The sequence below is a fragment of the Hymenobacter koreensis genome (genome assembly GCF_039541855.1).
Classification (GTDB): Bacteria; Bacteroidota; Bacteroidia; order Cytophagales; family Hymenobacteraceae; genus Solirubrum; species Solirubrum koreensis.
This window is the reverse complement of record NZ_BAABHA010000001.1, coordinates 29,488-54,498: the sequence shown is the minus strand read 5'-3', so window position 1 is coordinate 54,498 and position 25,011 is coordinate 29,488. Positions and strand designations below refer to the sequence as shown.

The following is a 25,011-nucleotide window of genomic DNA, read 5'->3' as shown; positions in this document are numbered from 1 at the left end:
ATTGCGGCGGCTGCGGCTAACGCCTGCGCCGCCGCTTGGTACCGTGCACAAGGAACCAGTAAAACCGAAGCGGGGCCGCCGAACGAGAGTTCGGCGGCCCCGCAATCGTTGCTGAGGTTGCTGAGGGCTGGCTCCCCCTCTCCCCTTGGAGAGGGGGCGGGGGGGTGAGGCCGCGGCAAAGGACCCAGAGGACGAGGCTAATCCTTCTTCTTAAAATCTCCGTTTTTCACCTGCTGAATCAGCTGCAGCCAGCTAAATGGGTTCAGCAAGGGGTTATTGGAATACGGGTTGGGCGCCATGCCCATGCGGCGTTGCTGGTTTAGCTCCTGCGCCTGCATGGTTTGCCGGTAATTCGCCATGCTGGTTACTGGCGCGTTGCGGAAAATCTGTCGTAAAATCTGTTCGTTCAGGTTTTCGGCCGTGCGCGTGCCTCGCTCTTTGGGAAGCTCCAGAGCCAGAAAAGCCCGCTTGAAATCCTTCTCCGTCAGGTATGGAAAAATGCGCACTTCGGGCAGCACGGTGGCGTCTTCGCGCAGCTGCACAATCACTGAGTAGCTCTGGCGGGGGTAGTCGGGCGGAATAACCACGTACTGATTGCGGTAGCCCAGGGACCGAACCACAATGGAGTCGCCGGCCAGCACGGGCAGCGAGAAGTAGCCGTAAGCGTTGGTAGCGGTGCCACGGCCGGCTTTGGGCACAAACACCGTTGCGCCCGGTACACCCAGCAGCGAGTCGCCGGTGGCCACAATGCCCGTGAACTGCACCACCTGGCGCTGCCCTTGGGCTTGGGTGTGCTGCGGTAGCATAAACAAAGCTGCCAGCACAAGCAGCAACGAGCAGAGCGAAAGGTGGAAACGGGCAATCAAGGGCATGTCGGGCAGGTGCAGAAACAAAGATACGGCTCTTTCAGGGAGCCAGAGAAAGGTGCCAGACGCCGGCGGCTTACCTTTGAGCACAAGCCGCCCAGCGGCTATATAACCCGCAGTTCAGCCAAAAGATGCGTCTCAAACACTTTTCCGTTGCATTCGGGCTCGGTTTATTCAAGGCCCTCGGCGACGAGTCGCGGGTGCGCATTTTGCATTTGCTCTGGCGCAACCAGGAAATGTGCATTTCCGACCTCGAACAGGTACTCGACTTTACCCAAACCAAAACTTCCCGCCAGCTCGGCTACCTGAAAAACGCCGGCCTCGTGAACTTCCGGCGGCTCGATAACTGGATGTTCTACTTCATCAAAGACGAATACGCCGACCTCCTTCAGCAACAGCTCGGCTACATGGAACGCGACGCTCAGCTTGTAAAAGACCAGCAAGTGTACCAAACGCTGTGGTCGAACCGCGAGCTAGCGGCGTATAAGCTGCAAAACCGCCACTGGACCGGCGCGCCGCGACCGTAAACCACCACCATGAAGTACCAGCACCACCTTTTCGTTTGCACCAACCAGAAAAGCGGCGTTGGCTCCGATGTAGCCAAGGCCCTCAAGAAAGAGCTAAAAAAGCAGGACCTGAAAAGCCTGCTCGTCGGCGGCAAAAAGCGCAAGAACCGGGTGCAAACCGTAGGCTGCCTCGACGTGTGCAAACACTGCAAAAAAGGCGACGGTGCGGCCCTCGTGCTTTATCCGGAAGGCATTTGGTACGGTGATGTACACCCCAAAGACGCCGCCGACATTGTGCACGACCACCTGGGCGCGGAGCGCCCGGTGAAGCGGCTCGTTATCGAAAAATAAGCTCCTACCTGTATCCTATTCGGCTGCTACCTTGTTGCTTACCATTACCCACCCCGTTGTTCCAGTGAAATACCGCCACCTCTTCTTCGACCTCGACCATACCCTTTGGGACTTCGAGAAAAACGCCGACGAAACCCTACGCCACCTCTTCGACCACCACGCCCTGGCCCGTTTCGGCTCCTTTACGGTTGAAGAGTTCATAAGCCGTTACAGCGAAATCAACCACGGCCTCTGGCGCCTCTACCAAGCCAATAAAATTACCCAGCAGCAGCTGCGCAGCGTGCGGTTTGTGCGCACCCTGGCTAAATTCGGCGTGCCCGAAGACGAAGTACCCGTCACCATTTCCAAAGACTTCACCGACCTGCTGCCGCAGAAATCTGCGGTTTTCCCCTTCACCCACGAGGTGCTGCAGTACCTGCAGGACCGCGGCTACACCCTGCACCTCATCACCAACGGCTTCCGGGATATTCAGTACGCCAAGCTCGCTTCGTCCCGGCTCACCGACTACTTTCAGGAAATTGTGACCAGCGAGTGCAGCGGCTGCCTCAAACCCGACCGCCGCATCTTCGAGCACGCCCTGGAACGCGCCGGCACCTCCGCCCCCGAAAGCCTGATGATCGGCGACAACCTCGAATGCGACGTGTTAGGCGCCTTTAACGCCGGCATCGACCAGGTCTACTTCAACCCCGATAAGCGCCGGCATTCGGCCGAGGTGACTTATGAAATTAGCTGTTTAAGCGAGTTGAAAGGTTTTTTGTAATCCAGCCATGCGGATACCGCGTATCATTTGGCTCGGCATATTGCTGCTGATTGGAGGCGCCGCTTTGACTGGACTAGTTCATTGGCTCAATCAGCCCATCCATCCGGTCCTTTTCCGATCCTACAGCGACAATTTTGCCGGCATGTGGGGCCTGACGCTATACCGGGACGGTGGCTTTGACGAATACCTGCCTTCTTCCAACAGGTCGGGCCGATTTCAGCTCAGCGGTGATACTATAATGTTGCACTACGACGACGCCTCCGCTCAAGCCCAATCAGCAGCTTACTATATCGACCGGCCGAAGCAGAAAATTTACGCGTTGCGGCGGGAGGCATCTCACTGGGTGCCTGACGCAAAACGCAGCGACTGGTCGCAGATTCAGTTGGATTCGCTGCGGTAGCGGAAACCGGGTGCGGCCCTCCCGAGCTTATAGCTTCTGCTACTCCAGCGCCACTGCCGCCTGTACGCCGCCGCCGAAGTGCATCAGCTCCGGCATTAGCTTGAAGCTGCGGCCACCCATACCCTTGCCGTACAGCTCCATATCCACGGCCCGGGGCCGCCCCCAACCGTCGTTAGATGATTCCCCGCTACCTCCTTCAACAACTTCCAGCACCGGCCCACGCTCGGCTTTGAGCACCCCACACAGCTTATCCGCCGATTTCAACGCGTTGCGCAAGGCAATAGCCTGGGCCTCGCGGTGCAAACTATCGGCCTTGGAATGCGAATAGGTGAGGCTTTTAATCCGGCTGATGCGGGTTTGCAGCAGCGCCTCCATGTACTGCTCCAGCTGGTTTAAATCGGCTAGCTGCACCGTCATCGACTGCGTGGCCTCGAAGCCCATGAACGTTTCCTTGCCCCGGAGGTATTCGTAGCTTTTGTTGGTAGAAACGTGGCTGAGCCGCATATCTTCTTTGCGGCGCACGAACGGTTGCGAGGCTGCCAGCACCTGCTCCACCACGGCCTGTGTTTCCGCGGTAGCCTCTTTCAGGCGCGGCTTGGTAAACGATACTTCCACCGTAATTTCTGCCAGATCGGGGTAAGCCGTAACCGTCCCGAAACCCGACACCTTGATTTGCCGAACAGGCGCGGCGGTTTCAGAAGTTGGGCGGCAGGCGGCGCAGGCCAGCAGGCAGCCAACGAACAAGAGTAAGCGCATCGGAGTATCCTTTTGCCGAATGAACGTGCCACCGCCGGCTAAAATTGTACCCCAACAGCAACCCCAAGAAACGCCTACACTCGGCCAAAACGACTTACGAAATCAGCTACCTGAGCGAGTTGAAGAACTTCTTATAGTTTTGGCAGAACTATAACGCACAAGCCTCTATGAGTTCTAAAGAATCCGGGGCAGAAGTTTACGCCTTGGTGGCAGCTGCCGGGTTCTTCGTGGTATCCTGCTTTCAGTGGTTTATCAGCTACCAAGTTTCCAACGGGCCAGAAGCTATGGCAACCGTTCTGAGCAAGGAATTTCACAACAGCGGGCGAAACCGTCAGTATCAATTAGGCTTGGCGTACCCGACGCCCATATCGGATAGCACTTACTCAACCATGAGCGTTACCGCCGAGCAGTTTAACAATGCTTTCGAGGGTCAACGCATTTCCATTCTTTACAACCGCACCAGTGTCAGCCAAACCCAGTTTGCCGACAAACCGTGGTCAGGCCACTGGCAGCTACTCATCAGTACCAGCTTATTGGGCTTGATGATTTATCGCGTCAGGCACTGAGTACATTTTCTACTTCCGGCCGGTATCGGTACTGTGTTACCTTTGCCCACTCCCACGCGAAACATCAATTTCCCCGCTATGGCCAACGGCTTTTTTAACGTCCCTGCCCCTAAGAACGAACCGGTAAAAGGCTACGCCCCCGGCTCCCCCGAGCGCGCCGAACTAAAGGCGATGCTTAAGACGCTCAAAAACCAGGAGCGCGACATTCCGATGTACATCGGCGGCCAGGAAGTGCGTACCGGCAACACCCAGCGCATTGCCCCGCCCCACGACCATAAACACACCCTCGGCCACTTCCACGCCGGCACCACCGCGCACGTGCAACAGGCCATCGACGCCGCCCTGGCCGCCCGCCCCATGTGGGCCGAGTTGCCCTGGCAGGAGCGCGCCGCTATTTTCCTGAAAGCAGCCGAGCTGCTGGCTGGCCCCTACCGGGCCCGCCTGAACGCGGCCACCATGCTGGGCCAAAGCAAAAACGCTTTCCAAGCCGAAATCGACGCCGCCTGCGAGCTGATCGACTTTTTCCGGTTCAATGTGCATTTCATGCAGCAGATCTACCAGCAGCAGCCCGAGTCGGCGCCTGGTATGTGGAACCGCATGGAGCACCGCCCGCTGGAAGGCTTTCTGTTCGCCCTCACGCCCTTCAACTTCACCTCCATTGCCGCCAACCTGCCCGCGGCCCCGGCCATGATGGGCAACGTGGTGGTGTGGAAGCCCGCCAACACCCAGATTTACTCGGCCCAGGTGCTCATGGAGCTGTTTCAGGAAGCCGGCGTGCCCGACGGCGTCATCAACCTGGTGTTCGTGGACGGCCCCACTGCCGGCGACGTCATTTTCAAGCACCGCGACTTTGCCGGCATCCACTTCACCGGCTCCACCGGCGTCTTCAACAACATCTGGAAGACCATCGGCGAGAACGTGTCGAAGTACCGCTCTTACCCCCGCGTGGTAGGCGAAACCGGCGGCAAGGACTTTATTCTTGCTCACTCCTCGGCCAACGCCAAGGAAGTAGCCACCGCCATTACCCGTGGCGCCTTCGAATACCAGGGTCAGAAGTGCTCGGCCGCCTCGCGCGCCTACATTCCCTCTAACCTCTGGGACGAAGTCCGTCAGTACCTCATAGACGACCTAAAGTCGTTCAAGATGGGCGACGTGGAGGACTTCTCGAACTTCGTTAACGCCGTTATCAGCGAAGCTTCGTTCGACAAGCTGGCCAAGTACATCGATGCCGCCAAAAACGACGATTCGGTGGAAATCCTGGCCGGCGGCAACTACGACAAGTCGAAAGGCTACTTCATCGAGCCCACCATCCTCGTAGCCAAAGACCCGCAGTACGTGACCATGTGCGAGGAGCTGTTCGGCCCGGTGCTGACGCTGCACGTGTACGATTCGCAGCAGTTCGAGAAGACGCTGGAGCTGGTCGACAACACCTCGCCCTACGCCCTCACCGGCGCCATCTTCGCCAAGGACCGCTACGCTGTAGATTTGGCTACGCGCAAGCTGGTGCACGCCGCCGGCAACTTCTACATCAACGACAAGCCCACCGGCGCCGTGGTGGGCCAGCAGCCCTTCGGCGGTGCCCGCGCCTCCGGCACCAACGACAAAGCCGGCTCTATCCTGAACCTGCTGCGCTGGGTGTCGCCGCGCACCATCAAGGAAACCTTCGTGCCGCCCGTGGATTACCGCTACCCCTTCCTGGGCGTGGACACCGGCGAAGACTTGAACGCAACCGGCAAAGGCGGCTTCTAAGCTGCGCAGGCAATTTGCAAAAAGCCGCTTCGGGAAACCGGAGCGGCTTTTCGTTTCGGCAAATGTCACCTAAGAATCCGAGTTAAGAGGTGCGGATGTTTGCTTTTTTATTGAAGTGGTTATCGACTAAAGGAGCTACCAGCAGTGCCGTGGCAAAAGGGCCCACAAGTACCAAATACAATTGGCTGTTTGAATGCAGGTCGCGCAGCATAATCCATAAGTTTTTTTCCGCGAGCCATCCGATAATTAATAACAGGCTGCAATACGATAAGACACAAAACACTGCGTATTTGACATAGAATTGAAGCTTTATAAAGCGGTTAACGGCCCAACCTATAAGTAATATCGAGGGGTACAACGTCAGGACCTTAATTATTATAGCCACTACGGCTATTAAGCCCGCTTCTTGATAGATCAGGATAACGCTAGTAGCTGTAATGGTTTCGACAATCATAATCCATAGTACTAACGTAGTCCAGCTGATCTGCGGAGTAGTCTGTTTCATCAGCTAGGTCTTACATGTTCGTCGGCGGCTCGGCACTTAGCATAGGCACTGCTACCTCATCGTAGATATCCTGCACGCGCAGAGTTACACCTAACTCTGGCATTTCCAGTACGTCGGTCATGTCGGCTAGGGCTGTAAATGACCACACCCCGCTGGGCTCACGCCGAAACCACTCCACCAAACACACGTGCTGCGACACCAATATGTAGTGCTGCAACGAAGCCAGCTGCTTGTACTGATTGAACTTCCAACTCCGGTCGTGGTCGGCCGTTGATGGTGACAGTACTTCAATAATGAGCACCGGGTGCCGCATGGTACGTTCGGCCGCTATGTCATCGGGGTGGCAGGTTACCATTACATCGGGGTAGGTGTAATAGTGTCCTTGCGCCACGGCCAGCTGCACCGACTCCATGTACACCCGGCACCCGCTGCCGCGCAGCGCAGTGCGTAAGCTGCTCGCACAATTCAGCGTGATGGTGTTGTGCGCACTGGTTCCGCCCGACATAGCATATACCTCACCCGCAAAGAACTCGTGCCGGAGCTCCGAGGTAAGCTCCAGGGCCATGTATTCGTCTACCGTGTAAAGGCGCGGGGCTGCTTGCGGTTGTGCCATTGTGCTTGCGGTTACTACTCTTCAAAGATACCTTTTAAGCCCAGCCCGTGACAAACAGGCCCGGTTTTGTGTTTATCAACGGCAGGCCTGGGTAGTGCCTATTTCCCATAGAACTTATCCAAGCCGCACGTTCGAAAACCACTACTACTAATCCGGCCGCATCAATGGCCTTGGATTCGTTGCACCCCCCCGGTTTTCGTTCTACCTTTGCCCCCCAATGCCTTTTTTCTACAGCAAACCCCTTTCGCCATGCTGTTAGCTACCACCGCCACGTACCAACCGGTCGATTACCTACCGATTCTGATTCAACTGGGCCTCGCACTGGCCTTTGTCGCGTTTGCCATGGTGGTTTCCCACCTCGTGGGGCCCAAGCGCAGCTCTACCGTGAAGGATTCTTCCTTCGAGTGCGGCATCGAGTCGGTGGGCAACGCCCGCACCCCGATTTCGGTGAAATACTTCCTCACTGCTATTCTCTTCGTGCTCTTCGACGTGGAAGTCATCTTCATGTACCCCTGGGCCGTGAATTTCCGGGAGCTGGGCTTGTTCGGCTTCGTGGAAATGCTGCTGTTCATGGGCCTGCTGCTGGCCGGCTTCCTGTACATCATCAAGAAGGGTATTCTGAAGTGGCAGCAGTAAGCTGAAACGCAGTAAACCTTTGCTTTCCGGCAGATGTTGGGGAGACTGAGGTTGCCGCTTAGCTTATTTCCAACCAGACTTTTCGCCATGAGTGATAACCGCGTTCCTGAAATCAAGACCGTAGCCGCCCCCGAGGGCATTGAAGGCGCCGGTTTCTTTGCCACGTCGCTGGACAAGGTGGTGGGCATTGCCCGCGCCAACTCCCTGTGGCCGTTGCCTTTCGCTACTTCCTGCTGCGGCATCGAGTTCATGGCTACCATGGGCGCCCACTACGACATTTCGCGCTTCGGCTCGGAGCGTCCGTCGTTTTCGCCCCGCCAGGCCGACTTGCTCATGGTAATGGGTACCATTGCCAAGAAGATGGCCCCCATCGTGAAACAGGTGTACGAGCAAATGGCTGAGCCCCGCTGGGTACTGGCCATGGGTGCCTGCGCTTCGTCGGGTGGTATTTTCGATACCTACTCCGTGCTGCAGGGCATCGACCGCATCATTCCCGTGGACGTGTACGTGCCCGGCTGCCCGCCCCGCCCCGAGCAGGTGCTGGAAGGCCTGATGCGCGTGCAGGAGTTGGCCAAAAACGAATCCATCCGTCGCCGCAACACGCCCGAGTACCAGGCGCTGCTGGCCTCATACAACATTAAGTAAGAAGTTAGGAGACAGGAGCGAGAATGTTCGCCATCCTGCTCTTCTATCTCCTGGCTCCTAACTCCTAGCTTCTCCCGAAGAATGTCTGAATCCAACGAATCACCCGCCGCCCAGGAGCTGGCTGCCGAACTGGACCCCACGGCCGCGGCCAACGCCCGCATTCTGGCCCGCTTGCAGGAATTGTTCGGCGCTGATGCGTTTACCGACGTGGAAGAGCCTTACGGCCTGCTCACGGTAACCACCACCCGCGAGCGGATTCACGAAATCATTGACGTGCTGCACGGCGAGGAGCAGTTGCAGATGAACTTCCTGACCACCATGTGCGGCATGCACTGGCCCGAGAAGGAAGGCCAGGAACTGGGCATGGTGTACCACCTGCACAGCCTCACGCAAAACATTCGGCTCCGTCTGAAAATCTTCTTCCCCATTGCCGACCCCGTAGTGCCCACCCTCACGGATGTGTACGCCACGGCTAACTGGATGGAGCGCGAAGCCTACGACTTCTTCGGCATCATTTTCACCGGCCACCCCAACCTCATTCGCATCCTGAATGTGGAGGACATGGACTACCACCCCATGCGCCGGGAATACCCTCTCGAAGACGGCACCCGCGAAGACAAAACCGATTTGTTCTTCGGCCGATAGTTTCTGAAACGGCTGGTCAACCAGCCAGCCGCCCGAACCCCGACTCCATGGCAACGAACGACACGCTCGACGCTACCCATAAAATCATAGAAGAAGCCCGCGAAACCGAACGCCGGACGCGCGGCTCTTTGGTACCCCGCACCGAGGACTTCAGCCAAGAGCTGACGACCCTGAACCTGGGTCCGACGCATCCGGCCACGCACGGCATTTTCCAGAACATCCTGCAAATGGATGGCGAGAAAATCATTTCCGGCGTGCCCACCATTGGCTACATCCACCGGGCTTTCGAGAAGATTGCCGAACGCCGGCCCTTCTACCAGATTACCCCGCTCACCGACCGGATGAACTACTGTTCGTCGCCCATCAACAACATGGGCTGGCACATGACGGTGGAGAAGCTGCTCGGCGTGCAGGTGCCCAAGCGTGCCCAGTACATCCGGGTTATCATGATGGAACTGGCCCGCATTGCCGACCACTTGGTGTGCAACGGCATTCTGGGCGTGGATACCGGTGCGTTTTCGGGCTTCCTGTACCTGTTTGAGGAGCGCGAAAACATCTACGAAATCTACGAGGAGGTGTGCGGCATGCGCCTTACCACCAACATGGGCCGCGTGGGTGGCATGGAGCGTGATTTGTCGCCGGTAGCCATTGAGAAGCTGCGCGTGTGGCTGAAGCGTTTCCCGGCCGTGATGCGCGAGTTCCAGAACCTGTTCGACCGCAACCGCATCTTCATGGACCGCACCATCAACGTGGGTCCGATTTCCGCGGAGCGCGCCCTCAACTACGGCTTCACCGGCCCGAACCTGCGCGCCGCCGGCGTCGATTACGATGTGCGGGTGATGAACCCTTATTCCTCGTACCAGGACTTCGACTTCGAAATTCCGGTGGGCACCAACGGCGACACCTACGACCGTTACCTGGTGCGCAACGAGGAAATTTGGCAGAGCCTGCGCATCATTGAGCAAGCCTTGGAAAACCTGCCCGAAGGACCCTACCACGCCGATGCGCCGCACTACTACCTGCCGCCCAAAACGGAGGTGTACCGCAACATGGAGGCCCTCATCTATCACTTCAAGATTGTGATGGGTGAAATCGAGGCTCCTGTGGGCGAAGTCTACCACTCGGTGGAAGGCGGCAACGGCGAACTGGGCTTCTACCTGGTGTCGGACGGTGGGCGCACGCCTTACCGCCTGCACTTCCGCCGGCCCTGCTTCATCTACTACCAGGCCTACCCCGAAATGGTGGTCGGCTCTACCCTCTCCGACGCCATTCTTACCCTGAGCTCCATGAACGTCATTGCCGGCGAGCTGGACGCTTAATCTGCTGCTAATGGAATCGACAACCGCGACCGTAAAGCCGCAATTCTCCGAAGCCGCCAAGGCGGAAATTGCTCGTCTGTTTGAACACTACCCGGCCGACCGTCGCAAGTCGGCCCTGCTGCCCATCCTGCACATTGCGCAGGCCGAGTTTGGGGGCTGGGTGAGCCCCGAGGTACAGGATCTGGTGGCCGAAACCATCGGCATTCTACCCATCGAGGTGTACGAGGTATCTTCGTTCTACACCATGTTCAACTTGAAGCCGGTGGGCCAGCACGTGCTGGAAATCTGCCGCACGGGCCCCTGCATGCTGCGCGGTTCCGATGAGCTGACCGCCAACCTGGAGCGCATTACCGGCGCCAAAGTAGGCGGCACTTCGCCCGATGGCCTCTTTACCCTGAAAGAAGTGGAATGCCTGGCCGCTTGCGGCACGGCGCCCATCGTGCAGGTGCGGGAGAAATACTACGAGCAGCTGGATACCCAGGAAGCCGTGGATGCCATGCTCAACGAGCTGCGCAATCTGGTGCACCGCCCCCTGCTGCCCTGGGAACAGACTGGTTTGCAGCACACGCAACAATAACCCGAAGCAACTACCGTCATGGGCCGCAAGCTACTGACCGAACATATTAACGTCCCCGGCATCGACACCTTCGAGGTATACCGCAAACACGGCGGCTACCGCTCGGTGGAAAAGGCCCTGAAGACGATGACGCCCGACGAGGTGGTGGAAGAAGTGAAGAAGTCGGGCCTGCGCGGCCGCGGCGGCGCGGGCTTCCCCACGGGCATGAAGTGGAGCTTTCTGGCCAAGCCGGAGGGCGTGCCGCGTCACCTGGTGTGCAACGCTGACGAATCGGAGCCCGGCACTTTCAAGGACCGGGAGCTGATGTCGAAGCTGCCGCACCTGCTGGTGGAAGGCATGATTACGAGCTCGTACGCGCTGGGCGCCAACACCTCGTACATCTACATCCGCGGCGAGCTGCTTTACGTGCTGCGCATCCTCGAAAAGGCCATTGCTGAGGCTTACGCCAACGGCTTCCTGGGCAAGAACATCCTGGGCTCGGGCTACGACCTGGATCTGCACGTGCACCCCGGCGGCGGCGCTTACATCTGCGGCGAAGAAACCGCTCTGCTGGAATCGTTGGAAGGCAAGCGTGGCAACCCGCGCAACAAGCCGCCCTTCCCCGCTGTGCAGGGCCTCTACGCCCGCCCCACGGTGGTCAACAACGTGGAATCCATTGCGGCGGTAGTGCCCATCGTGAACGACGGCGGTGAGGAATACGCCAAAATCGGCGTGGGCCGTAGCACGGGCACCAAGCTGATTTCGGCCTGCGGCCACGTGCGCAAGCCCGGCATCTACGAAATCGAGCTGGGCGTGCCAGTGGAGGAGTTCATCTACTCCGATGAGTATTGCGGCGGCATCTGGAAGGGCCGCGACCTGAAGGCCGTGGTGGCCGGTGGCTCCTCAGTGCCGATTCTACCCAAGGAGCTGATCCTGAAGACTGCGGCCGGTGAAAACCGCCTGATGACCTACGAATCCCTCTCGGACGGTGGTTTTGTGACCGGTACCATGCTCGGCTCGGGTGGCTTCATTGCCATGGACGAGACGACCTGCATCGTGCGCAACACCTGGAACTTCTCGCGCTTCTACCACCACGAGTCGTGCGGGCAATGCTCGCCCTGCCGCGAGGGTACGGGCTGGCTGGAGAAGGTGCTGCACCGCCTCGAGCACGGCCACGGCCACATGCACGACATCGACCTGCTGGTGAGCGTGGCCAAGCAAATCGAGGGCAACACCATTTGTCCGCTTGGCGAAGCCGCCGCATGGCCGGTAGCTGCCGCCGTGCGCCACTTCCGCCACGAGTTTGAGTGGCACGTAACCCACGCCAAGCAAGCCGCCCAACCCGGCGCGGTATACCCGGCTCAAGGCGTGCTGGTGTAACTTTACTTGACTGAACTGACTTTTCGCTCCCCTCATCGGGAGTTCTGAAAATGGCTAAAATAACCTTCGACGGCGTTGAGGTGGAAGTACCGGACGGTACCACCATTCTGAACGCAGCCCGCAAGATTGGTGGCGGCATTGTGCCGCCGGCCATGTGCTACTACACCCCGCTGAAAGGCTCGGGCGGCAAATGCCGCGCCTGCCTGGTGCGCGTGGCGGCTGGTTCGGCCAAAGACCCGCGCCCCATGCCCAAGCTGGTGGCCTCGTGCGTGACGCCGGTACAGGACGGCATGGTGGTGGAAAACACCACTTCCCAGCAGGTACTGGACGTGCGCAAGGGCATCGTGGAAATGCTGCTCATCAACCACCCGCTGGACTGCCCCGTGTGCGACCAGGCCGGCGAGTGTGATTTGCAGAATTTCGCCTTCGAGCACGGCATGGCTACTACCCGCTACGAGGAGGAGCGCCGCACGTTCGAGAAAATCGACATCGGTCCGTACATCCAGCTGCACATGACGCGCTGCATCTTGTGCTACCGCTGCGTGTACACGGCCGACCAGCTGACCGACAAGCGCGTGCACGGCGTACTGGGCCGCGGCGACGCTGCCGAAATCGGCACCTACATCGAAAACGTCATCGACAACGAGTTCAGCGGCAACGTCATCGATGTGTGCCCGGTAGGCGCCCTTACTGACAAGACTTTCCGCTTCAAGCAGCGCGTGTGGTTTACCAAGCCGGTAAATGCGCACCGCAACTGCGAGAACGACAAGTGCGGCGGCCGCGTGGTGCTGTGGTACAAAGGCAAAGACGTGCTGCGCGTAACCGCCCGCAAGGACGAGTACGGCGAAGTAAAGGAGTGGATTTGCAACACCTGCCGCTTCGACAAAAAGGAAACTGCCGACTGGACCATTGAAGGCCCCACGCACGTTGACCGTACCTCGGTTATTTCGGCTAACCACTACGAACTGCCGGTGGTGAACCCGCAAGTCATTGCCGACCTGCCCGAAAGCTCGATCCGCGACCTGGAAAACAACCCGCCGCTGAAACTCGGCGCCGGTCGTCAGTAATCTGTTAGCTCCAGCTAGCACCCGCTTACCTTTACCACGCTTCATCAGCTCATAGCTTACCGCGAAAGCTCGAACGAATGGAAATTCCACTGTTGGCCTGGCAAGGCCTCGTTATTCTGGCGGTGTTCGGCATTACCCTGCTGATTGCCACCTATTCTACTTACGCCGAGCGCGTGGTAGCAGCCTTCCTGCAAGACCGCGTGGGTCCCGACCGCGCTGGCCCCTTTGGTTTGCTGCAGCCGCTAGCCGACGCCGTGAAGCTGTTCACAAAGGAGGAATTCTTCCCGAGCGGCTCAAACCGCTGGTTGTTCGTGTTCGGTCCCTGCCTAGCCATGACCACGGCCTTAATGGCTTCAGCGGTTATTCCCTTCGGTAACACGCTCATTTTTGGCGACGGCACGGAAATCCGTCTGCAAGCCATTGAGGTGAACATTGGCATGCTCTACGTTTTCGGCGTGGTGTCGCTGGGTGTGTACGGCATCATGATTGGCGGTTGGGCGTCCAATAACAAGTTCTCCTTGCTGGGAGCCGTACGCGCCGCCGCTCAGGCCGTTAGCTACGAACTGGCCATGGGCATGGCCCTGATTGCCCTGCTGATGCTAACCGGTACGCTGAGCCTGCGCGAAATCACGCTGCAGCAGTACAACGGCCTCTGGAACATTGTGTACCAGCCGCTGGGCTTCATCATCTTTTGCACCTGCGCCTTCGCCGAAACCAACCGCACGCCCTTCGACTTGCCGGAGTGCGAAACGGAGCTGGTGGGCGGCTACCACACCGAGTACTCCTCGATGAAAATGGGCCTGTACCTGTTTGCCGAGTACATTAATGTGTTCGTGGCCTCGGCCGTGATGAGCACGCTGTACTTCGGTGGCTTCAGTTTCCCCGGTGAGCATTTACTTTACCGCGCCCTCACCGATTCGCAGGGCGAGCTGTTTGCCCACAACGTGGTAACCATCCTGGGCACCGTGACGATGTTTGCGAAGATCTTCTTCTTCATCTTCTTCTTCATGTGGGTGCGCTGGACGCTGCCGCGCTTCCGCTACGACCAACTGATGCGCCTGGGCTGGACCATCTTGTTCCCCCTCGCCATTCTGAACATTTTGCTGACGGGCGCTTTCATCCTGCTGAAGCCTTACTTCTTCGGCTAAGTCAGTAGCGCGAAGTGTTGCTTCGCGTTTCGCTGAATGCCTACCGAACGATACGCGAATGGTTAATTCGCGCCAGATTCCGACTCTCATGCAACTGACCAATAGATCCAAGCACTTAGAGAAGAAGCCGATGACGCTGGCCGAGCGGGCCTACCTGCCGGCTATTCTTACCGGCATGGGCATCACGCTCAAGCACTTCTTCTCCAAGAAAGCGACCATTCGTTACCCCGAGGAGACGCGGCCGTTTTCGCCTACGTACCGTGGCCTGCACGTGCTTAAGCGCGATGAGCAGGGCCGGGAGCGGTGCACCGCCTGCGGCCTGTGCGCCGTGGCCTGCCCCGCCGAAGCCATTACCATGGTAGCCGGTGAGCGGAAGAAAGGCGAAGAAGGCCTGTACCGCGAGGAGAAATACGCCGTCAGCTACGAAATCAACATGCTGCGCTGCATTTTCTGCGGCCTGTGCGAGGAGGCGTGCCCCAAAGCCGCCGTGTATCTGCAAGCCGACAAAATGGTGCCGCCCCGCTTCGAGCGCGACGAATTCACCTACGGCAAAGACCGCCTCGTGGAGCCCGTAGACCCCAGCGCCCGCAGTAAGCGCGGCATTCAGCTCACCGACGAGCAAGCCGAAGCCCTGGCCCGCCGCATGGCTGGCATGGACGCTTAACCGAACATCAAGCTCCCCTCCTCATCTGAGAAGGGGACGTTGCCGCTAAAGCGGCACCGGGGTGGTTGAAGTCATTAGATAGTAAACCCAACTGCCCGCACGTTCCGCAACGATTGTCAACCACCCCGGCCTTCGGCCACCCCTCCTCATCTGAGGAGGGGAGTTCGTTCTCCTCTCCTTCTCTGCCTCCTTTATGGGTCAGTCCCTTTTCTACTTCCTCGCGTTTGTAGCCCTGATTAGCGCCTTGGGCGTGGTGTTTGCTAAAAACCCCATTCACTCGGTGCTGTTCCTGATCCTGACGTTCTTTGCCATTTCGGGGCATTACTTGTTGCTGAATGCGCAGTTTCTGGCCGCCGTGAACATCATCGTGTACGCCGGTGCCATTATGGTACTGTTCCTGTTCGTGATTATGTTCCTGAACCTGAACACCGACACGGAGCCGCACAAACCAGTTCTGGCAAAAATCACGGCTGCCGTAGCTGGTGGTCTGCTGTTGCTGGTGCTCGTTGCCGCGCTACGCAACGTGAACCCCGTGGGTGCCGACGCTGCTACCTTCGACTCGCAGATTGGTATGGTGAATCGCCTCGGTTTGGTGCTGTATCAGCAATACCTGCTGCCGTTTGAACTGGCCTCAGTGCTGTTCCTAGTAGCTATGGTAGGTTCGGTGATGCTAGGCAAACGTGAAACTGGCGAGCGGAACTTCTAACTACTGCTTCTTCATAGAAACCACAAGCGGCGCCTGTTGATTCAGGCGCCGCTTTTTTGATTATTGCAAGGCTTATACTTCTGCTATGACGCCTCAACCGCGACTGCGCCATCCTTACCGGTTATTACCATCCAAACGCGTGTTCTTCATCACATTGGCTGTGTCCACTTTTACCGTTTTGTTGGTATGGTTTATCGGCCTGCGTCAAGACTGGAGTCTATTTAAAGACTCGTTGATTACGTTAACGGTATTGTCCATTTCCTTTTTTGCCTTTGTCACTGTAGGTCTCTGGAGCGGCGTGAAGCTGCAGGATACCCTGGGTACTATTTCCACAACTGAACGACTTAAAAAGCTCAGCTTGCCCGATTCATTGCCAAGCTTTGATTCTGGAGATTTTAATGTAGATGGGGAAGGCTGCGGCGCAATAATTCTGGCTGTTTTTGCCTAGATAGCCGCGGCTATTGTAGCAGCACTACTGCTTTGGTTTTTTGCGGCGGTTATGTGGGTAGTATTCTTGGTATTCGCAGCTATGCTGTACTGGATCTTCTTCCGAGCATTGCGGTTGGTATTTAGGCACTCGGCCGAATGCAAAGGACAATTGGGAAAGAGTATTCGCTACGGCCTCATCTATACCCTTCTGTACAACGGCTGGCTATACAGCATTATACTGCTCGGCCATTATGTGCGCTGAACCAATGAGCTTTGAAATAAGAGTAGCAAAAACTGAGGAGCGTCAAATTCAGCATTGATTCTAATCATTATACATTCATCTGCTAGCACCGACTTTTGCCTATATCCCATCCGAAAGTCAGTCACATGAATACCACCCAAATACAAAGCGGCAGCTTGCTGGCCGGCAAGCACCTGCAAATCGGCGAACAGAAAGGCAAAGTGCTGTTCAGCCGCAACGGTCAGAAATTGATCTACAAGACCTTTCGCACCGGCGAAACCATGCCCACACACCACTCGCCCGATGAAGTGCTGGTAACGGCCCTAGCTGGCCAACTCGAGTTAGAACTGGAAGGCACTACTACCCTGCTGGAAGCCGGCGACTACCTCATTATTCCGGCTGGCGCGCCCCACGCGTTGCGTTGCTTAGAAGATGCCAAGCTGTTGATCTTCCGCTAAACCTACCAGCTGGCAAGCAGCTGCCTGCTACTGCTCACTAAACAAGAAAGCGGCGCCCGATTGCTCGGGCGCCGCTTTGGTTATTCTACGACTGTTGTGTGTGCTGGCTGTTGCGGTTGCGGGTCGGCCATTCGGCCCCAGGGCTGGCCGCAGCGGCCCATTTTCTGGCGGAATTTCTCGCGCTCCTCGTCGGTCATGCCCTGCATGCGGCTTTCCATTTTGTGGCGCCAGTGTTCCTGGGCGCGGGCTTTCCAGCCACCGGCCGGGCCACCGCGGAAACCGCCGAAAAGGATTTTGCAGAGGGCAAACAAGCCAAGAGCTTGCACGAAGCTAATGGCCTTCCAGCCGAAGATGGCGGGCATGAGCCAGTTCCAGAGGCTCATGACAACGAAGCCGGCCAGGAAAACGAACAGGGCCGCCAGGAGCACAAAGCGCAAAATGCGGAGCGGCCAGGAGTTGCGGTTCATATGAGTAGGAATGTCAATTTGAGGGAAATGAGGAAGTCCGAAAGGCGCAATGCCTTAATCGGTAAACAGGTCGGTGTAGAGGGCTTGCAGCTTGGTGCGAAGCTGCTGCACGGCGTAATGCTTGCGTGAAATCAGGGTTTTGAGCGGCACACCGGTTTCTTCCGACATCTGCTTGAAGGTTTTACCGTCGAACTCGTGCCATGCAAACACGTCGCGCTGGGCGGGGGGCAACTCGTCCAGGGCATCGAGAATGGCCTCCAAGATGGTTTCGCGGGCCATGACCGTTTCCGTAGAGTCATCGGGGGCGGGCAGCACGTCGGCGAGTAGCAGGGGCTCGTCGGAATCGGAGGCGGAATGGTAGGCGGCGGCTTCTTCCAGCGAGGCGGCCTTGGGGCGGCGGTACCGGTCGATGATTTTGTTGCGAGCCACCCGGAACAGCCACGCGGCCATTTGCTCCACGGGCTTTACCAAACGGTAGCTCTGCACCAGCTCGAAAAAGACGTCCTGCAGCACGTCTTCGGCGTCGTCCTGGTCGGGAATGCGCCGTCGGATAAACGACAGCAGCTTGCCCCGCTGCTGTTGCACCGCTTCCTGCAACCGCTCGTTTTGCTCGGTCATCACCGCGGCGTTCTGTATGGTCAGTACCTGTTCCATTCTGAGTGGACAGACGCAGGCCCCGGAAAAATACTTTATCGGGAATAGAAAATTATCCGAAGGCCGCAGAACGACCAAGCCACTTTCCTGTTTGCAGGAAAGGAAGGAGCAGCCCGCCGCTTTTCTGCCTTGGCTTACGCTAACCTTCGGCATTAAAAGGCGGGGAGCTTTCGTTCTGGACTCTGGTCTACAATCGTGGACTTTTCCGCGTGCGTTTTCCAAGTTTCGGGCTACCTTTGCCCGCTAATTGGCCCCGCACTGTTGGGGGTTTTTCCGCTGCTACCTTGCCCTGAATGGACCAGACGATACCGGAAGTCATCCGCACCATTCCGCTCCAGCACTACGTGTTCTTCGCCACGGCTCTGTTTGCCATTGGTGTGCTGGGCGTACTTACACGGCGTAATGCCATCATCATTTTCATGTGCGTGGAACTGATGCTTAACGCCGTCAATATTCTGCTTACGGCGTTTTCGGCTTACCGGGCCGACCCGAACGGGCAGGTATTCGTGTTTTTCATCATGGCCGTAGCCGCCGCCGAAGTTGCGGTAGGCCTGGGCATTATCGTGATGATTTACCGCAACATCCAGAATACCGACGTCAGCCTGCTCGACCGGCTTAAATGGTAATTTTTTGAATGTGAGCAATGTGCAGATGTGGAACAGGCGGGTCACTACCGCTCCGTTTCCCACCAGCTAAAGCATTATCACATTTTCACATTCAACCACATCAGCACATTCCAAAACATGGCTGAACTAGCGCCCCTCGCCGTTTACCCCGGCTCGCCGCTGCTCTACATTCTTATTCCGCTGCTGCCGTTTCTGGGCTTCCTGATTAACGGCTTGCTCAACCGCCGGATTTCGGGCACAACGGCCGGCATGATCGGCAGTGCCACCGTGCTGGGCTCGTTTGCCATTTCGCTGACGCTGTTCCTGCGGTTCCTTGGCAACCCGGTTCCTTACACGGTGCACCTGTTCGACTGGATTTCGGTGGGCTCGATGGAAATTCCCTTCGCCTACCAAATCGACCAGCTCAGCCTCATTATGCTGCTGCTGGTAACGGGTGTGGGTTTCCTGATTCACGTGTACAGCACCGGCTACATGCACCACGACGAGAACGTGGGCAAGTTCTTCTCCTTCCTGAACTTGTTCGTTTTCTCGATGCTGGTGCTGGTACTCGGCTCGAACTACGTAATTCTGTTCATCGGTTGGGAAGGCGTGGGGCTTTGCTCCTACCTGCTCATCGGTTTCTGGAACAAGAACCACAACTACAACAACGCCGCCAAGAAAGCCTTCATCATCAACCGCATTGGTGACCTGGGTTTCCTGCTAGGCATCTTCCTGATTTACTTCACCTTCGACTCGGTGCAGTACGGCGAAGTGTTCCAGAAAGCCTCGCAGCTGCAGATTGGAGCCGGCGTGGTTACGGCCATTACGCTGCTGCTGTTTGTGGGTGCTATGGGTAAGTCGGCGCAGCTGCCGCTGTACACCTGGCTGCCCGACGCCATGGCTGGCCCTACGCCCGTTTCGGCGCTTATTCACGCCGCTACCATGGTAACGGCCGGCATTTACATGGTGCTGCGCTCGAATGTGCTCTACACCCTCTCGCCCGATACGCTGGACGTGGTGGCCTGGGTTGGGGCCCTCACGGCGCTGTTCGCCGCCACTATCGGTTTGGCGCAAAACGACATTAAGAAGGTACTGGCTTACTCCACTGTTTCGCAGTTGGGCTACATGTTCCTGGCGCTGGGCGTAATGGGTTACTCCTCGTCCTTGTTCCACGTGCTTACGCACGCCTTCTTCAAGGCCCTGATGTTCCTGGGTGCTGGCTCGGTAATTCACGCCATGAGCAACGAGCAGGACATCCGCAATATGGGCGGTCTGCGCAAAGCCTTGCCCATTACCTTCCTCACGTTCCTCATCGGCTGCATTGCCATTTCGGGCATTCCGCCGTTCTCGGGCTTCTTCTCGAAAGACGAAATTCTGGCCCACGCCTATGAGCACAACAAGGTGCTGTGGGGCATCGGTCTGCTCACAGCGTTCCTGACGGCGTTCTACATGTTCCGCCTGCTGTTCCTCACCTTCTTTGGAGAGTTCCGCGGCACCGAGGAGCAGAAGCACCACCTGCACGAGTCGCCGGCCAGCATGACCATTCCGCTGGTGATTCTGGCGGCGCTATCGGCTATCGGTGGTTTCATGAACGCCCCACTAGTGCTGGGCCGCGGCTACCTCGCCGATTTCCTGGCGCCCCTCTTTACCTACTCGCGTCAACTGAATCCGACGGCGTTTAACCACCAGATCGACCATTCTACCGAATATATGCTCATCGGGCTGTCGGTGGCGGCCGGTGTGCTGGGCATAGCGCTGGCTTACGTGCTGTACGTGGCCAAGCGTACCCGCCCGGTAGCCGAGGAAGCCGAGCGCGGCGCTTTCGAGAAACTGGTGTACCACAAATACTACGTCGACGAGCTGTACAACGCCCTGTTCGTGAAGCCTTCTATGTTCCTTTCGCGCGGCCTGCACGACATCGTGGAGAAGCGCGTGGTCGACGGCGCCGTGAACGGCGTGGGTCGCGGGGTGATGGGCGGCTCGCAGCTGCTGCGCTACCTGCAAACCGGCAAGGTAGAAACCTACCTGCTGCTCATCGTGCTCGGCGTTGTGGTAGTGCTGGCGCTGAATTTCATCCGACTGTAGAACGATTTAATGGGGCGGTTCTGCACCGCGCTACCATTACACAGTAAATCATGCTGACTGCCCTCCTGCTTATCTGGCCCGTGGCTGCCGCGCTGCTCTTGCACTTTGTGCGGGGCAATGCTGCGCGGGCGCTGGCCTTTGGCGCTTCGCTGGTCGAACTGGCGCTGGCCCTGTACATGGCCTTCACGTTCGTGCCGAACTCCCAGGTTCAGTTTGAACTCAACTACCCGTGGCTGATCGACGCCGGCATCAACTTCCACATCGGGGTTGATGGCCTGAGCCTGCTGCTGGTGCTGCTCACCACGTTTCTGGTGCCGCTGATTCTGCTGGCCTCGTTTCGCCACAACTACGACAACCCGAGCGCCTTTTACGCCCTGGTGCTGTTCATGCAAACCGGCCTGCTGGGCGTATTTGTAGCGCTTGATGCCTTCGTGTTCTACTTCTTCTGGGAAGTGGCCCTCATCCCAATTTACTTTCTCGCCGGCGTGTGGGGTGGCGAGCGGCGTGTGCAGGTTACGCTTAAGTTCTTCATTTACACCGTGGTTGGCTCGCTGTTCATGCTGGCCGGCTTCGTGTACCTCTACTATATGACCGGCGCTAACGGAGCCATCCGGTCCTCCGATATTCAGGCTTTCTACAACCTGAACCTCTCGGCCCAGGAGCAGTCGTGGGTGTTCTGGCTGGTGTTCCTGGCCTTCGCCGTGAAGATGCCCATCTTCCCGCTGCACTCCTGGCAGCCCGATACCTACACCGAGGCGCCCACGCCGGCTACCATGCTGCTGTCGGGCATTATGCTGAAAATGGGCATTTACGGCACCATGCGCTGGGTACTGCCCATCCTGCCGAAGGGCGTGAGCATTTGGGCCGACTACATCATGATTCTGGCCGTTATCGGCATTATCTACGGCGCCATCATTGCCATTCGCCAGCGCGACATGAAGCGCCTGGTGGCCTTCTCGTCGCTCTCGCACGTGGGGTTGATGATTGCCGGCATGTTCTCCCTCACGGCCGTGGGCTTGCAGGGCACCACCATTCAAATGCTGGCTCACGGCGTGAACGTGGTGGGCATGTTCTTCATCATCGACATCATTCAGCGCCGCACCGGCACGCGCATGATTCCCGAGTTGGGCGGCCTCACGCGCAACACGCCGCTGCTCTCGGTTACCTTCCTCGTAATTCTGCTGGGCACCGTGGCACTGCCGCTCACCAACGGTTTTGTGGGCGAGTTCCTGCTGCTGATGGGCGTGTTCCAGTACAACGCCTGGCTGGGTGCCGTAGCCGGCCTCACCATCATTTTTGGCGCGGTGTACTTGTTGCGCATGTTCCAGCGCGTAATGCTCGGCCCCGACTCGTCGTTCTCGGACGCCATCAAAGACCTGACCGCTTCGGAGCTGGCCGTGCTGGTTCCACTTATTTTGATGGTGTTCTGGATCGGTCTGTTCCCCGGCACTTTCATGCACCTTTCCGAGCCGGCCATTAACAAGCTGCTGGTGCTGATCAACCGCTAAGCCTCCCGACTCATGCTCTCGATCATCCTGCTTTCTGTTTCCGGGTTGGCCAACCTTTTTCTCGGCTTCAACCGCTCCAACCGCATGCTGCTGCCCTTCGCGCTGCTGGTGCTGTTGGCGGTGCTGGGCATTACCATTTCCGGAATTGATACCACCGGTGCGTTGGCTGGCTTTAACCAGTCGCCGTATTTCGCCGGCATGCTCACCTTCGACCGGTACGCCCAGGTATTTACCGGCGTAATGGCCTTAACCACGCTGCTCATTCTGCCCTTCTCGCAGAAGTACGTGCGCGACAACAACGCCAACCTGGCCGAGTACTACAGCATTATGCTGTTCTCGTTGGTGGGCGGCATCATGATGGTGAGCTACACCAACGTGCTGGTGCTGTTTCTGGGCATTGAAACGCTGAGCATTGCCATGTACGTGCTGGCAGGTTCCGACAAAAGCAACGTGCGCTCGAACGAAGCGGCCCTCAAGTACTTCCTGATGGGCTCCTTTGCCACCGGCATTCTGCTCTTCGGTATTGCCATGCTTTACGGAGCCACCGGCACCTTCGACCTGCCTCAAATGGGCGTGGCCGTGCGGGCCCTGCCTACTGCCGACCCCACGCTGCAACCCATGATGAGCATCGGCATTTTGCTGATGCTGGTGGGTATCGGCTTTAAGATTTCGGCGGCGCCCTTCCACTTCTGGACGCCCGATGTGTACGAAGGCACGCCCACGCTATTTACCGGCTACATGAGCACGGTGGTGAAAACGGCCGGTGTGGCCGGTTTCTTTAAGCTGCTGGCGGTGGCTTTCGGCGGAGCTACCATCGAGTTCTGGCTGCCCACGCTTACGGCCATGCTCGTGCTAACGCTGTTCGTGGGCAACGTGGGCGCGGTGGCCCAAACCAACGCCAAGCGCATGCTGGCGTACTCCAGCATTTCGCACGCTGGCTATCTGCTGCTGGCCTTGGTGGCGCTGCGCAGCGGCCGTCTCTCGGCCAACGCTATTTTCTTTTACTCCCTGGCTTACTCGGTAGCCACCGTGGCCGCTTTCGGCGTGCTTAAGTTGGTGCACGACCAGCGCCAGCGCGACGACTACGACGGCCTGAACGGTTTGGCCCGCACCAACCCGCTGCTGGCTTTCGTGATGACGGTATCCATGCTCTCGTTGGCGGGGATTCCGCTCACCGGCGGCTTCTTCGGTAAGTTTTACCTGTTCACCGCCGCCGCGCAGGAAGGCTTCATCGGCCTCGTGATTTTTGCGGTGGTGATGTCGGCCGTGGGTATTTTCTACTACCTGCGCCCCATTATAGCCGTGTACATGAAGCCGGCTGTAGAGGGCAGCGAAGAGCCGATTCCCGTTACCGGGTTTCAGTCGGCGGTGCTCATTCTGCTGGTAGCCCTCACGGTGCTACTGGGCGTGTGGCCCGGCGTGGTAGAAGGGGTATTCTAGACTTCCGAAGCTTGTAAACAAAAAGGCAGCCTCTACCGGGCTGCCTTTTTGTTTAACCGTAGGGCAACGCCGGGGGGCGGAAGTTCGTCTAACTGCCGTTGGCTACTTCCCCGCTTATGCTGCTACCTCGACTGTTTCTGCTGCTTGTTTTTCACAGCCTGATTGCGTCGGCGTCGGCGCAAACGGCGGCCGATGCGCTTACGGCCGACCTCAGCAAGCTGTACCGCAAAGCCAAGCTACCCGGCTTTAGCGTGGCCATCGTTACCAAAGACTCGGTGTGGTACGAACAGGGCTTTGGGTATGCCGACATCCAGACCGGGCGGCCCTATACCCCCCAAACGATTCAGAACGTGGGCTCGGTAAGCAAGACCGTAATTGGTGTGGCGCTCATGAAAGCTGTGGAGCAGGGCCTGTTCACGCTCGATACGCCCATCAACCAGATTCTGCCGTTTCGGGTGGAAAACCCGCACCAACCCGACAAGGCCATAACCGTGCGCCACCTGGCCACTCATACGTCCGGCATCATCGACCGGCCCGACGTGTACAAGCAGTCCTACCTGTTCCGGACCGCGGCGGGCACACCGCCGGCACCAGCGCTGGCTCAGTACCTGCGCGACTACCTCCACGTGGAGGGCGCGGCATATAGCGCCCATAATTTTCAGGGCTACGCACCGGGGCAATCCTATGCGTACAGCAACATCGGCGCGGCCCTGGCGGCTTACCTAATTGAGGTAAAAAGCGGGGAATCGTTTGCCGACTACAGCCGCAAACACATTTTGCAGCCCTTGGCGCTAACCGCGTCCTCGTGGGCTTACACTGAAGCGCAAGCGGCTCAATACGCCACCAATTACCAGGAGCTGGGCCGTGCTTATCCGCCGTATTCACTCATCACTTATCCCGATGGCGGCTGGCGCACCTCCTGCCACGACCTGGGCCGTTACCTGCGCGAGATATTAAAGGGCTATGCCGGGGAACCTTCCCGGTTGCTCAAACCGGCCTCTTTTGCCACCATGCTGCACGGGCAGTTCACCCCCGAGCAGCAGCCCCTGAACCTCGACAGCAAAGAACCTAATGCAGGCGTATTCTGGGCCATTCGGGCGAACCAGCAAATTGGCCATACCGGCAGCGACCCGGGCACCACCGTGCTCATGTTCTTCTCGCCCACCACGGGCGTGGGCAAAATCCTGATGGTAAATGCCGACACCGGCAAGCAAACCTCGCAGGATATAGTGGCCGCGTGGCGTCTGCTGGAAAGCTACGAGCAGCGGCTGGCAACCCGTTAGCCG

General features: G+C 58.0%; 29 protein-coding genes. 23 read left to right on the top strand and 6 right to left on the bottom strand.

The features are described 5' to 3' along the window. Positions 1 to 197: 197 nt before the first annotated feature. Positions 198 to 872 (bottom strand): carboxypeptidase-like regulatory domain-containing protein, encoded by a 675-nt coding sequence (locus ABD903_RS00250; protein WP_345220300.1) that lies wholly within the window; start codon positions 870 to 872, stop codon positions 198 to 200. 125 nt (positions 873 to 997) lie between these two features. On the opposite strand from ABD903_RS00250, the gene ABD903_RS00245 reads away from it, so the two are divergent. The 4 genes from ABD903_RS00245 to ABD903_RS00230 all read left to right on the top strand — a co-directional run bounded on the left by ABD903_RS00245 (position 998) and on the right by ABD903_RS00230 (position 2,883). After that, entirely contained in the window at positions 998 to 1,393 is a 396-nt protein-coding gene (locus tag ABD903_RS00245) for an ArsR/SmtB family transcription factor (protein ID WP_345220298.1), read from the top strand. 9 nt (positions 1,394 to 1,402) lie between these two features. Continuing rightward, a complete protein-coding gene (locus tag ABD903_RS00240) occupies positions 1,403 to 1,723 on the top strand; it encodes a (2Fe-2S) ferredoxin domain-containing protein (protein WP_345220296.1) in 321 nt (106 codons plus the stop codon). A gap of 64 nt (positions 1,724 to 1,787) precedes the next feature. Further along, complete coding sequence (locus ABD903_RS00235) at positions 1,788 to 2,483, top strand: YjjG family noncanonical pyrimidine nucleotidase (RefSeq protein ID WP_345220295.1); 696 nt, start codon at positions 1,788 to 1,790, stop codon at positions 2,481 to 2,483. A 7-nt stretch (positions 2,484 to 2,490) separates the two neighbouring features. Beyond that, the gene (locus ABD903_RS00230; RefSeq protein WP_345220293.1) at positions 2,491 to 2,883 is read left to right on the top strand and encodes a hypothetical protein; all 393 of its coding nucleotides are present in this window, start codon (positions 2,491 to 2,493) and stop codon (positions 2,881 to 2,883) included. 39 nt (positions 2,884 to 2,922) lie between these two features. Here the strand turns inward: ABD903_RS00230 and ABD903_RS00225 are convergent, their stop codons facing one another. Continuing rightward, complete coding sequence (locus ABD903_RS00225) at positions 2,923 to 3,639, bottom strand: SIMPL domain-containing protein (RefSeq protein ID WP_345220291.1); 717 nt, start codon at positions 3,637 to 3,639, stop codon at positions 2,923 to 2,925. A 167-nt stretch (positions 3,640 to 3,806) separates the two neighbouring features. Here ABD903_RS00225 and ABD903_RS00220 point away from each other — a divergent pair, with 167 nt between their 5' ends. Together ABD903_RS00220 and pruA are read left to right on the top strand one after the other, a co-directional pair. Continuing rightward, positions 3,807 to 4,205, top strand: coding sequence for a hypothetical protein (locus tag ABD903_RS00220; RefSeq protein WP_345220290.1), 399 nt, complete (start codon positions 3,807 to 3,809; stop codon positions 4,203 to 4,205). 78 nt (positions 4,206 to 4,283) lie between these two features. Then, positions 4,284 to 5,954 (top strand): L-glutamate gamma-semialdehyde dehydrogenase, encoded by a 1,671-nt coding sequence (gene pruA / locus ABD903_RS00215; RefSeq protein WP_345220288.1) that lies wholly within the window; start codon positions 4,284 to 4,286, stop codon positions 5,952 to 5,954. Positions 5,955 to 6,036: 82 nt separating this feature from the next. Here the strand turns inward: pruA and ABD903_RS00210 are convergent, their stop codons facing one another. Beyond that, positions 6,037 to 6,459, bottom strand: coding sequence for a hypothetical protein (locus ABD903_RS00210; RefSeq protein WP_345220286.1), 423 nt, complete (start codon positions 6,457 to 6,459; stop codon positions 6,037 to 6,039). 10 nt (positions 6,460 to 6,469) lie between these two features. Next, a complete protein-coding gene (locus tag ABD903_RS00205) occupies positions 6,470 to 7,072 on the bottom strand; it encodes a Uma2 family endonuclease (protein ID WP_345220284.1) in 603 nt (200 codons plus the stop codon). 249 nt (positions 7,073 to 7,321) lie between these two features. On the opposite strand from ABD903_RS00205, the gene ABD903_RS00200 reads away from it, so the two are divergent. From ABD903_RS00200 to ABD903_RS00145, 12 genes are all read left to right on the top strand, one after another. Next, positions 7,322 to 7,708 carry an NADH-quinone oxidoreductase subunit A gene (locus ABD903_RS00200; protein WP_345220283.1) on the top strand — a complete coding sequence of 129 codons (387 nt, stop codon included), beginning with the start codon at positions 7,322 to 7,324 and terminating at the stop codon, positions 7,706 to 7,708. An 87-nt stretch (positions 7,709 to 7,795) separates the two neighbouring features. Beyond that, positions 7,796 to 8,353, top strand: coding sequence for an NADH-quinone oxidoreductase subunit B (locus ABD903_RS00195; RefSeq protein WP_345220281.1), 558 nt, complete (start codon positions 7,796 to 7,798; stop codon positions 8,351 to 8,353). 81 nt (positions 8,354 to 8,434) lie between these two features. Continuing rightward, positions 8,435 to 8,998 carry an NADH-quinone oxidoreductase subunit C gene (locus ABD903_RS00190; protein ID WP_345220279.1) on the top strand — a complete coding sequence of 188 codons (564 nt, stop codon included), beginning with the start codon at positions 8,435 to 8,437 and terminating at the stop codon, positions 8,996 to 8,998. 47 nt (positions 8,999 to 9,045) lie between these two features. After that, complete coding sequence (gene nuoD / locus ABD903_RS00185; protein WP_345220278.1) at positions 9,046 to 10,317, top strand: NADH dehydrogenase (quinone) subunit D; 1,272 nt, start codon at positions 9,046 to 9,048, stop codon at positions 10,315 to 10,317. 10 nt (positions 10,318 to 10,327) lie between these two features. Next, positions 10,328 to 10,894: an NADH-quinone oxidoreductase subunit NuoE family protein gene (locus tag ABD903_RS00180; protein WP_345220277.1), complete on the top strand. Its 567-nt coding sequence runs from the start codon at positions 10,328 to 10,330 to the stop codon at positions 10,892 to 10,894. A gap of 18 nt (positions 10,895 to 10,912) precedes the next feature. After that, positions 10,913 to 12,253 (top strand): NADH-quinone oxidoreductase subunit NuoF, encoded by a 1,341-nt coding sequence (gene nuoF / locus ABD903_RS00175; protein ID WP_345220276.1) that lies wholly within the window; start codon positions 10,913 to 10,915, stop codon positions 12,251 to 12,253. Positions 12,254 to 12,303: 50 nt separating this feature from the next. Then, positions 12,304 to 13,320, top strand: coding sequence for an NADH-quinone oxidoreductase subunit G (locus tag ABD903_RS00170; protein ID WP_345220275.1), 1,017 nt, complete (start codon positions 12,304 to 12,306; stop codon positions 13,318 to 13,320). Between the two features lie 77 nt (positions 13,321 to 13,397). Then, positions 13,398 to 14,468 (top strand): NADH-quinone oxidoreductase subunit NuoH, encoded by a 1,071-nt coding sequence (gene nuoH / locus ABD903_RS00165; protein ID WP_345220274.1) that lies wholly within the window; start codon positions 13,398 to 13,400, stop codon positions 14,466 to 14,468. A gap of 88 nt (positions 14,469 to 14,556) precedes the next feature. Continuing rightward, entirely contained in the window at positions 14,557 to 15,132 is a 576-nt protein-coding gene (locus ABD903_RS00160; protein WP_345220272.1) for a NuoI/complex I 23 kDa subunit family protein, read from the top strand. Positions 15,133 to 15,325: 193 nt separating this feature from the next. Beyond that, positions 15,326 to 15,838, top strand: a complete 513-nt coding sequence (locus ABD903_RS00155) for an NADH-quinone oxidoreductase subunit J family protein (protein ID WP_345220270.1) — start codon at positions 15,326 to 15,328, stop codon at positions 15,836 to 15,838. Between the two features lie 85 nt (positions 15,839 to 15,923). After that, positions 15,924 to 16,286, top strand: a complete 363-nt coding sequence (locus ABD903_RS00150; RefSeq protein ID WP_345220268.1) for a hypothetical protein — start codon at positions 15,924 to 15,926, stop codon at positions 16,284 to 16,286. 368 nt (positions 16,287 to 16,654) lie between these two features. Next, entirely contained in the window at positions 16,655 to 16,966 is a 312-nt protein-coding gene (locus ABD903_RS00145) for a cupin domain-containing protein (RefSeq protein WP_345220266.1), read from the top strand. Positions 16,967 to 17,046: 80 nt separating this feature from the next. Here ABD903_RS00145 and ABD903_RS00140 read toward each other — a convergent pair whose 3' ends face one another. Both ABD903_RS00140 and ABD903_RS00135 read right to left on the bottom strand, forming a co-directional pair. Beyond that, positions 17,047 to 17,433: a hypothetical protein gene (locus ABD903_RS00140; RefSeq protein ID WP_345220264.1), complete on the bottom strand. Its 387-nt coding sequence runs from the start codon at positions 17,431 to 17,433 to the stop codon at positions 17,047 to 17,049. Positions 17,434 to 17,487: 54 nt separating this feature from the next. After that, entirely contained in the window at positions 17,488 to 18,087 is a 600-nt protein-coding gene (locus ABD903_RS00135; RefSeq protein WP_345220262.1) for an RNA polymerase sigma factor, read from the bottom strand. Positions 18,088 to 18,380: 293 nt separating this feature from the next. On the opposite strand from ABD903_RS00135, the gene nuoK reads away from it, so the two are divergent. The 5 genes from nuoK to ABD903_RS00110 all read left to right on the top strand — a co-directional run bounded on the left by nuoK (position 18,381) and on the right by ABD903_RS00110 (position 25,008). Further along, complete coding sequence (gene nuoK / locus ABD903_RS00130) at positions 18,381 to 18,713, top strand: NADH-quinone oxidoreductase subunit NuoK (RefSeq protein ID WP_345220260.1); 333 nt, start codon at positions 18,381 to 18,383, stop codon at positions 18,711 to 18,713. A gap of 117 nt (positions 18,714 to 18,830) precedes the next feature. Further along, positions 18,831 to 20,777, top strand: coding sequence for an NADH-quinone oxidoreductase subunit L (gene nuoL, locus ABD903_RS00125; protein ID WP_345220259.1), 1,947 nt, complete (start codon positions 18,831 to 18,833; stop codon positions 20,775 to 20,777). A gap of 50 nt (positions 20,778 to 20,827) precedes the next feature. Beyond that, complete coding sequence (locus tag ABD903_RS00120) at positions 20,828 to 22,285, top strand: complex I subunit 4 family protein (RefSeq protein WP_345220257.1); 1,458 nt, start codon at positions 20,828 to 20,830, stop codon at positions 22,283 to 22,285. A 12-nt stretch (positions 22,286 to 22,297) separates the two neighbouring features. Further along, positions 22,298 to 23,725 carry an NADH-quinone oxidoreductase subunit N gene (locus ABD903_RS00115; protein WP_345220255.1) on the top strand — a complete coding sequence of 476 codons (1,428 nt, stop codon included), beginning with the start codon at positions 22,298 to 22,300 and terminating at the stop codon, positions 23,723 to 23,725. A 116-nt stretch (positions 23,726 to 23,841) separates the two neighbouring features. Next, positions 23,842 to 25,008 carry a serine hydrolase domain-containing protein gene (locus tag ABD903_RS00110; RefSeq protein ID WP_345220254.1) on the top strand — a complete coding sequence of 389 codons (1,167 nt, stop codon included), beginning with the start codon at positions 23,842 to 23,844 and terminating at the stop codon, positions 25,006 to 25,008. The last annotated feature ends 3 nt before the right edge of the window (positions 25,009 to 25,011 follow it).

What these genes read in the sequence shown, in the direction of transcription:
- ABD903_RS00220 (WP_345220290.1), top strand. Translation starts at nt 3,807, where the DNA reads ATGAGTTCTAAAGAATCCGGGGCAGAAGTTTACGCCTTGGTGGCAGCT.
- ABD903_RS00150 (WP_345220268.1), top strand. Translation starts at nt 15,924, where the DNA reads ATGACGCCTCAACCGCGACTGCGCCATCCTTACCGGTTATTACCATCC.
- ABD903_RS00155 (WP_345220270.1), top strand. Translation starts at nt 15,326, where the DNA reads ATGGGTCAGTCCCTTTTCTACTTCCTCGCGTTTGTAGCCCTGATTAGC.
- ABD903_RS00230 (WP_345220293.1), top strand. Translation starts at nt 2,491, where the DNA reads ATGCGGATACCGCGTATCATTTGGCTCGGCATATTGCTGCTGATTGGA.
- ABD903_RS00250 (WP_345220300.1), bottom strand. Translation starts at nt 872, where the DNA reads ATGCCCTTGATTGCCCGTTTCCACCTTTCGCTCTGCTCGTTGCTGCTT.
- ABD903_RS00160 (WP_345220272.1), top strand. Translation starts at nt 14,557, where the DNA reads ATGCAACTGACCAATAGATCCAAGCACTTAGAGAAGAAGCCGATGACG.
- ABD903_RS00195 (WP_345220281.1), top strand. Translation starts at nt 7,796, where the DNA reads ATGAGTGATAACCGCGTTCCTGAAATCAAGACCGTAGCCGCCCCCGAG.
- nuoK (WP_345220260.1), top strand. Translation starts at nt 18,381, where the DNA reads ATGGACCAGACGATACCGGAAGTCATCCGCACCATTCCGCTCCAGCAC.
- ABD903_RS00225 (WP_345220291.1), bottom strand. Translation starts at nt 3,639, where the DNA reads ATGCGCTTACTCTTGTTCGTTGGCTGCCTGCTGGCCTGCGCCGCCTGC.
- ABD903_RS00210 (WP_345220286.1), bottom strand. Translation starts at nt 6,459, where the DNA reads ATGAAACAGACTACTCCGCAGATCAGCTGGACTACGTTAGTACTATGG.
- nuoH (WP_345220274.1), top strand. Translation starts at nt 13,398, where the DNA reads ATGGAAATTCCACTGTTGGCCTGGCAAGGCCTCGTTATTCTGGCGGTG.
- ABD903_RS00115 (WP_345220255.1), top strand. Translation starts at nt 22,298, where the DNA reads ATGCTCTCGATCATCCTGCTTTCTGTTTCCGGGTTGGCCAACCTTTTT.
- ABD903_RS00145 (WP_345220266.1), top strand. Translation starts at nt 16,655, where the DNA reads ATGAATACCACCCAAATACAAAGCGGCAGCTTGCTGGCCGGCAAGCAC.
- ABD903_RS00135 (WP_345220262.1), bottom strand. Translation starts at nt 18,087, where the DNA reads ATGGAACAGGTACTGACCATACAGAACGCCGCGGTGATGACCGAGCAA.
- ABD903_RS00110 (WP_345220254.1), top strand. Translation starts at nt 23,842, where the DNA reads ATGCTGCTACCTCGACTGTTTCTGCTGCTTGTTTTTCACAGCCTGATT.
- pruA (WP_345220288.1), top strand. Translation starts at nt 4,284, where the DNA reads ATGGCCAACGGCTTTTTTAACGTCCCTGCCCCTAAGAACGAACCGGTA.
- nuoD (WP_345220278.1), top strand. Translation starts at nt 9,046, where the DNA reads ATGGCAACGAACGACACGCTCGACGCTACCCATAAAATCATAGAAGAA.
- ABD903_RS00190 (WP_345220279.1), top strand. Translation starts at nt 8,435, where the DNA reads ATGTCTGAATCCAACGAATCACCCGCCGCCCAGGAGCTGGCTGCCGAA.
- nuoF (WP_345220276.1), top strand. Translation starts at nt 10,913, where the DNA reads ATGGGCCGCAAGCTACTGACCGAACATATTAACGTCCCCGGCATCGAC.
- ABD903_RS00140 (WP_345220264.1), bottom strand. Translation starts at nt 17,433, where the DNA reads ATGAACCGCAACTCCTGGCCGCTCCGCATTTTGCGCTTTGTGCTCCTG.
- ABD903_RS00170 (WP_345220275.1), top strand. Translation starts at nt 12,304, where the DNA reads ATGGCTAAAATAACCTTCGACGGCGTTGAGGTGGAAGTACCGGACGGT.
- ABD903_RS00245 (WP_345220298.1), top strand. Translation starts at nt 998, where the DNA reads ATGCGTCTCAAACACTTTTCCGTTGCATTCGGGCTCGGTTTATTCAAG.
- nuoL (WP_345220259.1), top strand. Translation starts at nt 18,831, where the DNA reads ATGGCTGAACTAGCGCCCCTCGCCGTTTACCCCGGCTCGCCGCTGCTC.
- ABD903_RS00200 (WP_345220283.1), top strand. Translation starts at nt 7,322, where the DNA reads ATGCTGTTAGCTACCACCGCCACGTACCAACCGGTCGATTACCTACCG.
- ABD903_RS00240 (WP_345220296.1), top strand. Translation starts at nt 1,403, where the DNA reads ATGAAGTACCAGCACCACCTTTTCGTTTGCACCAACCAGAAAAGCGGC.
- ABD903_RS00120 (WP_345220257.1), top strand. Translation starts at nt 20,828, where the DNA reads ATGCTGACTGCCCTCCTGCTTATCTGGCCCGTGGCTGCCGCGCTGCTC.
- ABD903_RS00205 (WP_345220284.1), bottom strand. Translation starts at nt 7,072, where the DNA reads ATGGCACAACCGCAAGCAGCCCCGCGCCTTTACACGGTAGACGAATAC.
- ABD903_RS00180 (WP_345220277.1), top strand. Translation starts at nt 10,328, where the DNA reads ATGGAATCGACAACCGCGACCGTAAAGCCGCAATTCTCCGAAGCCGCC.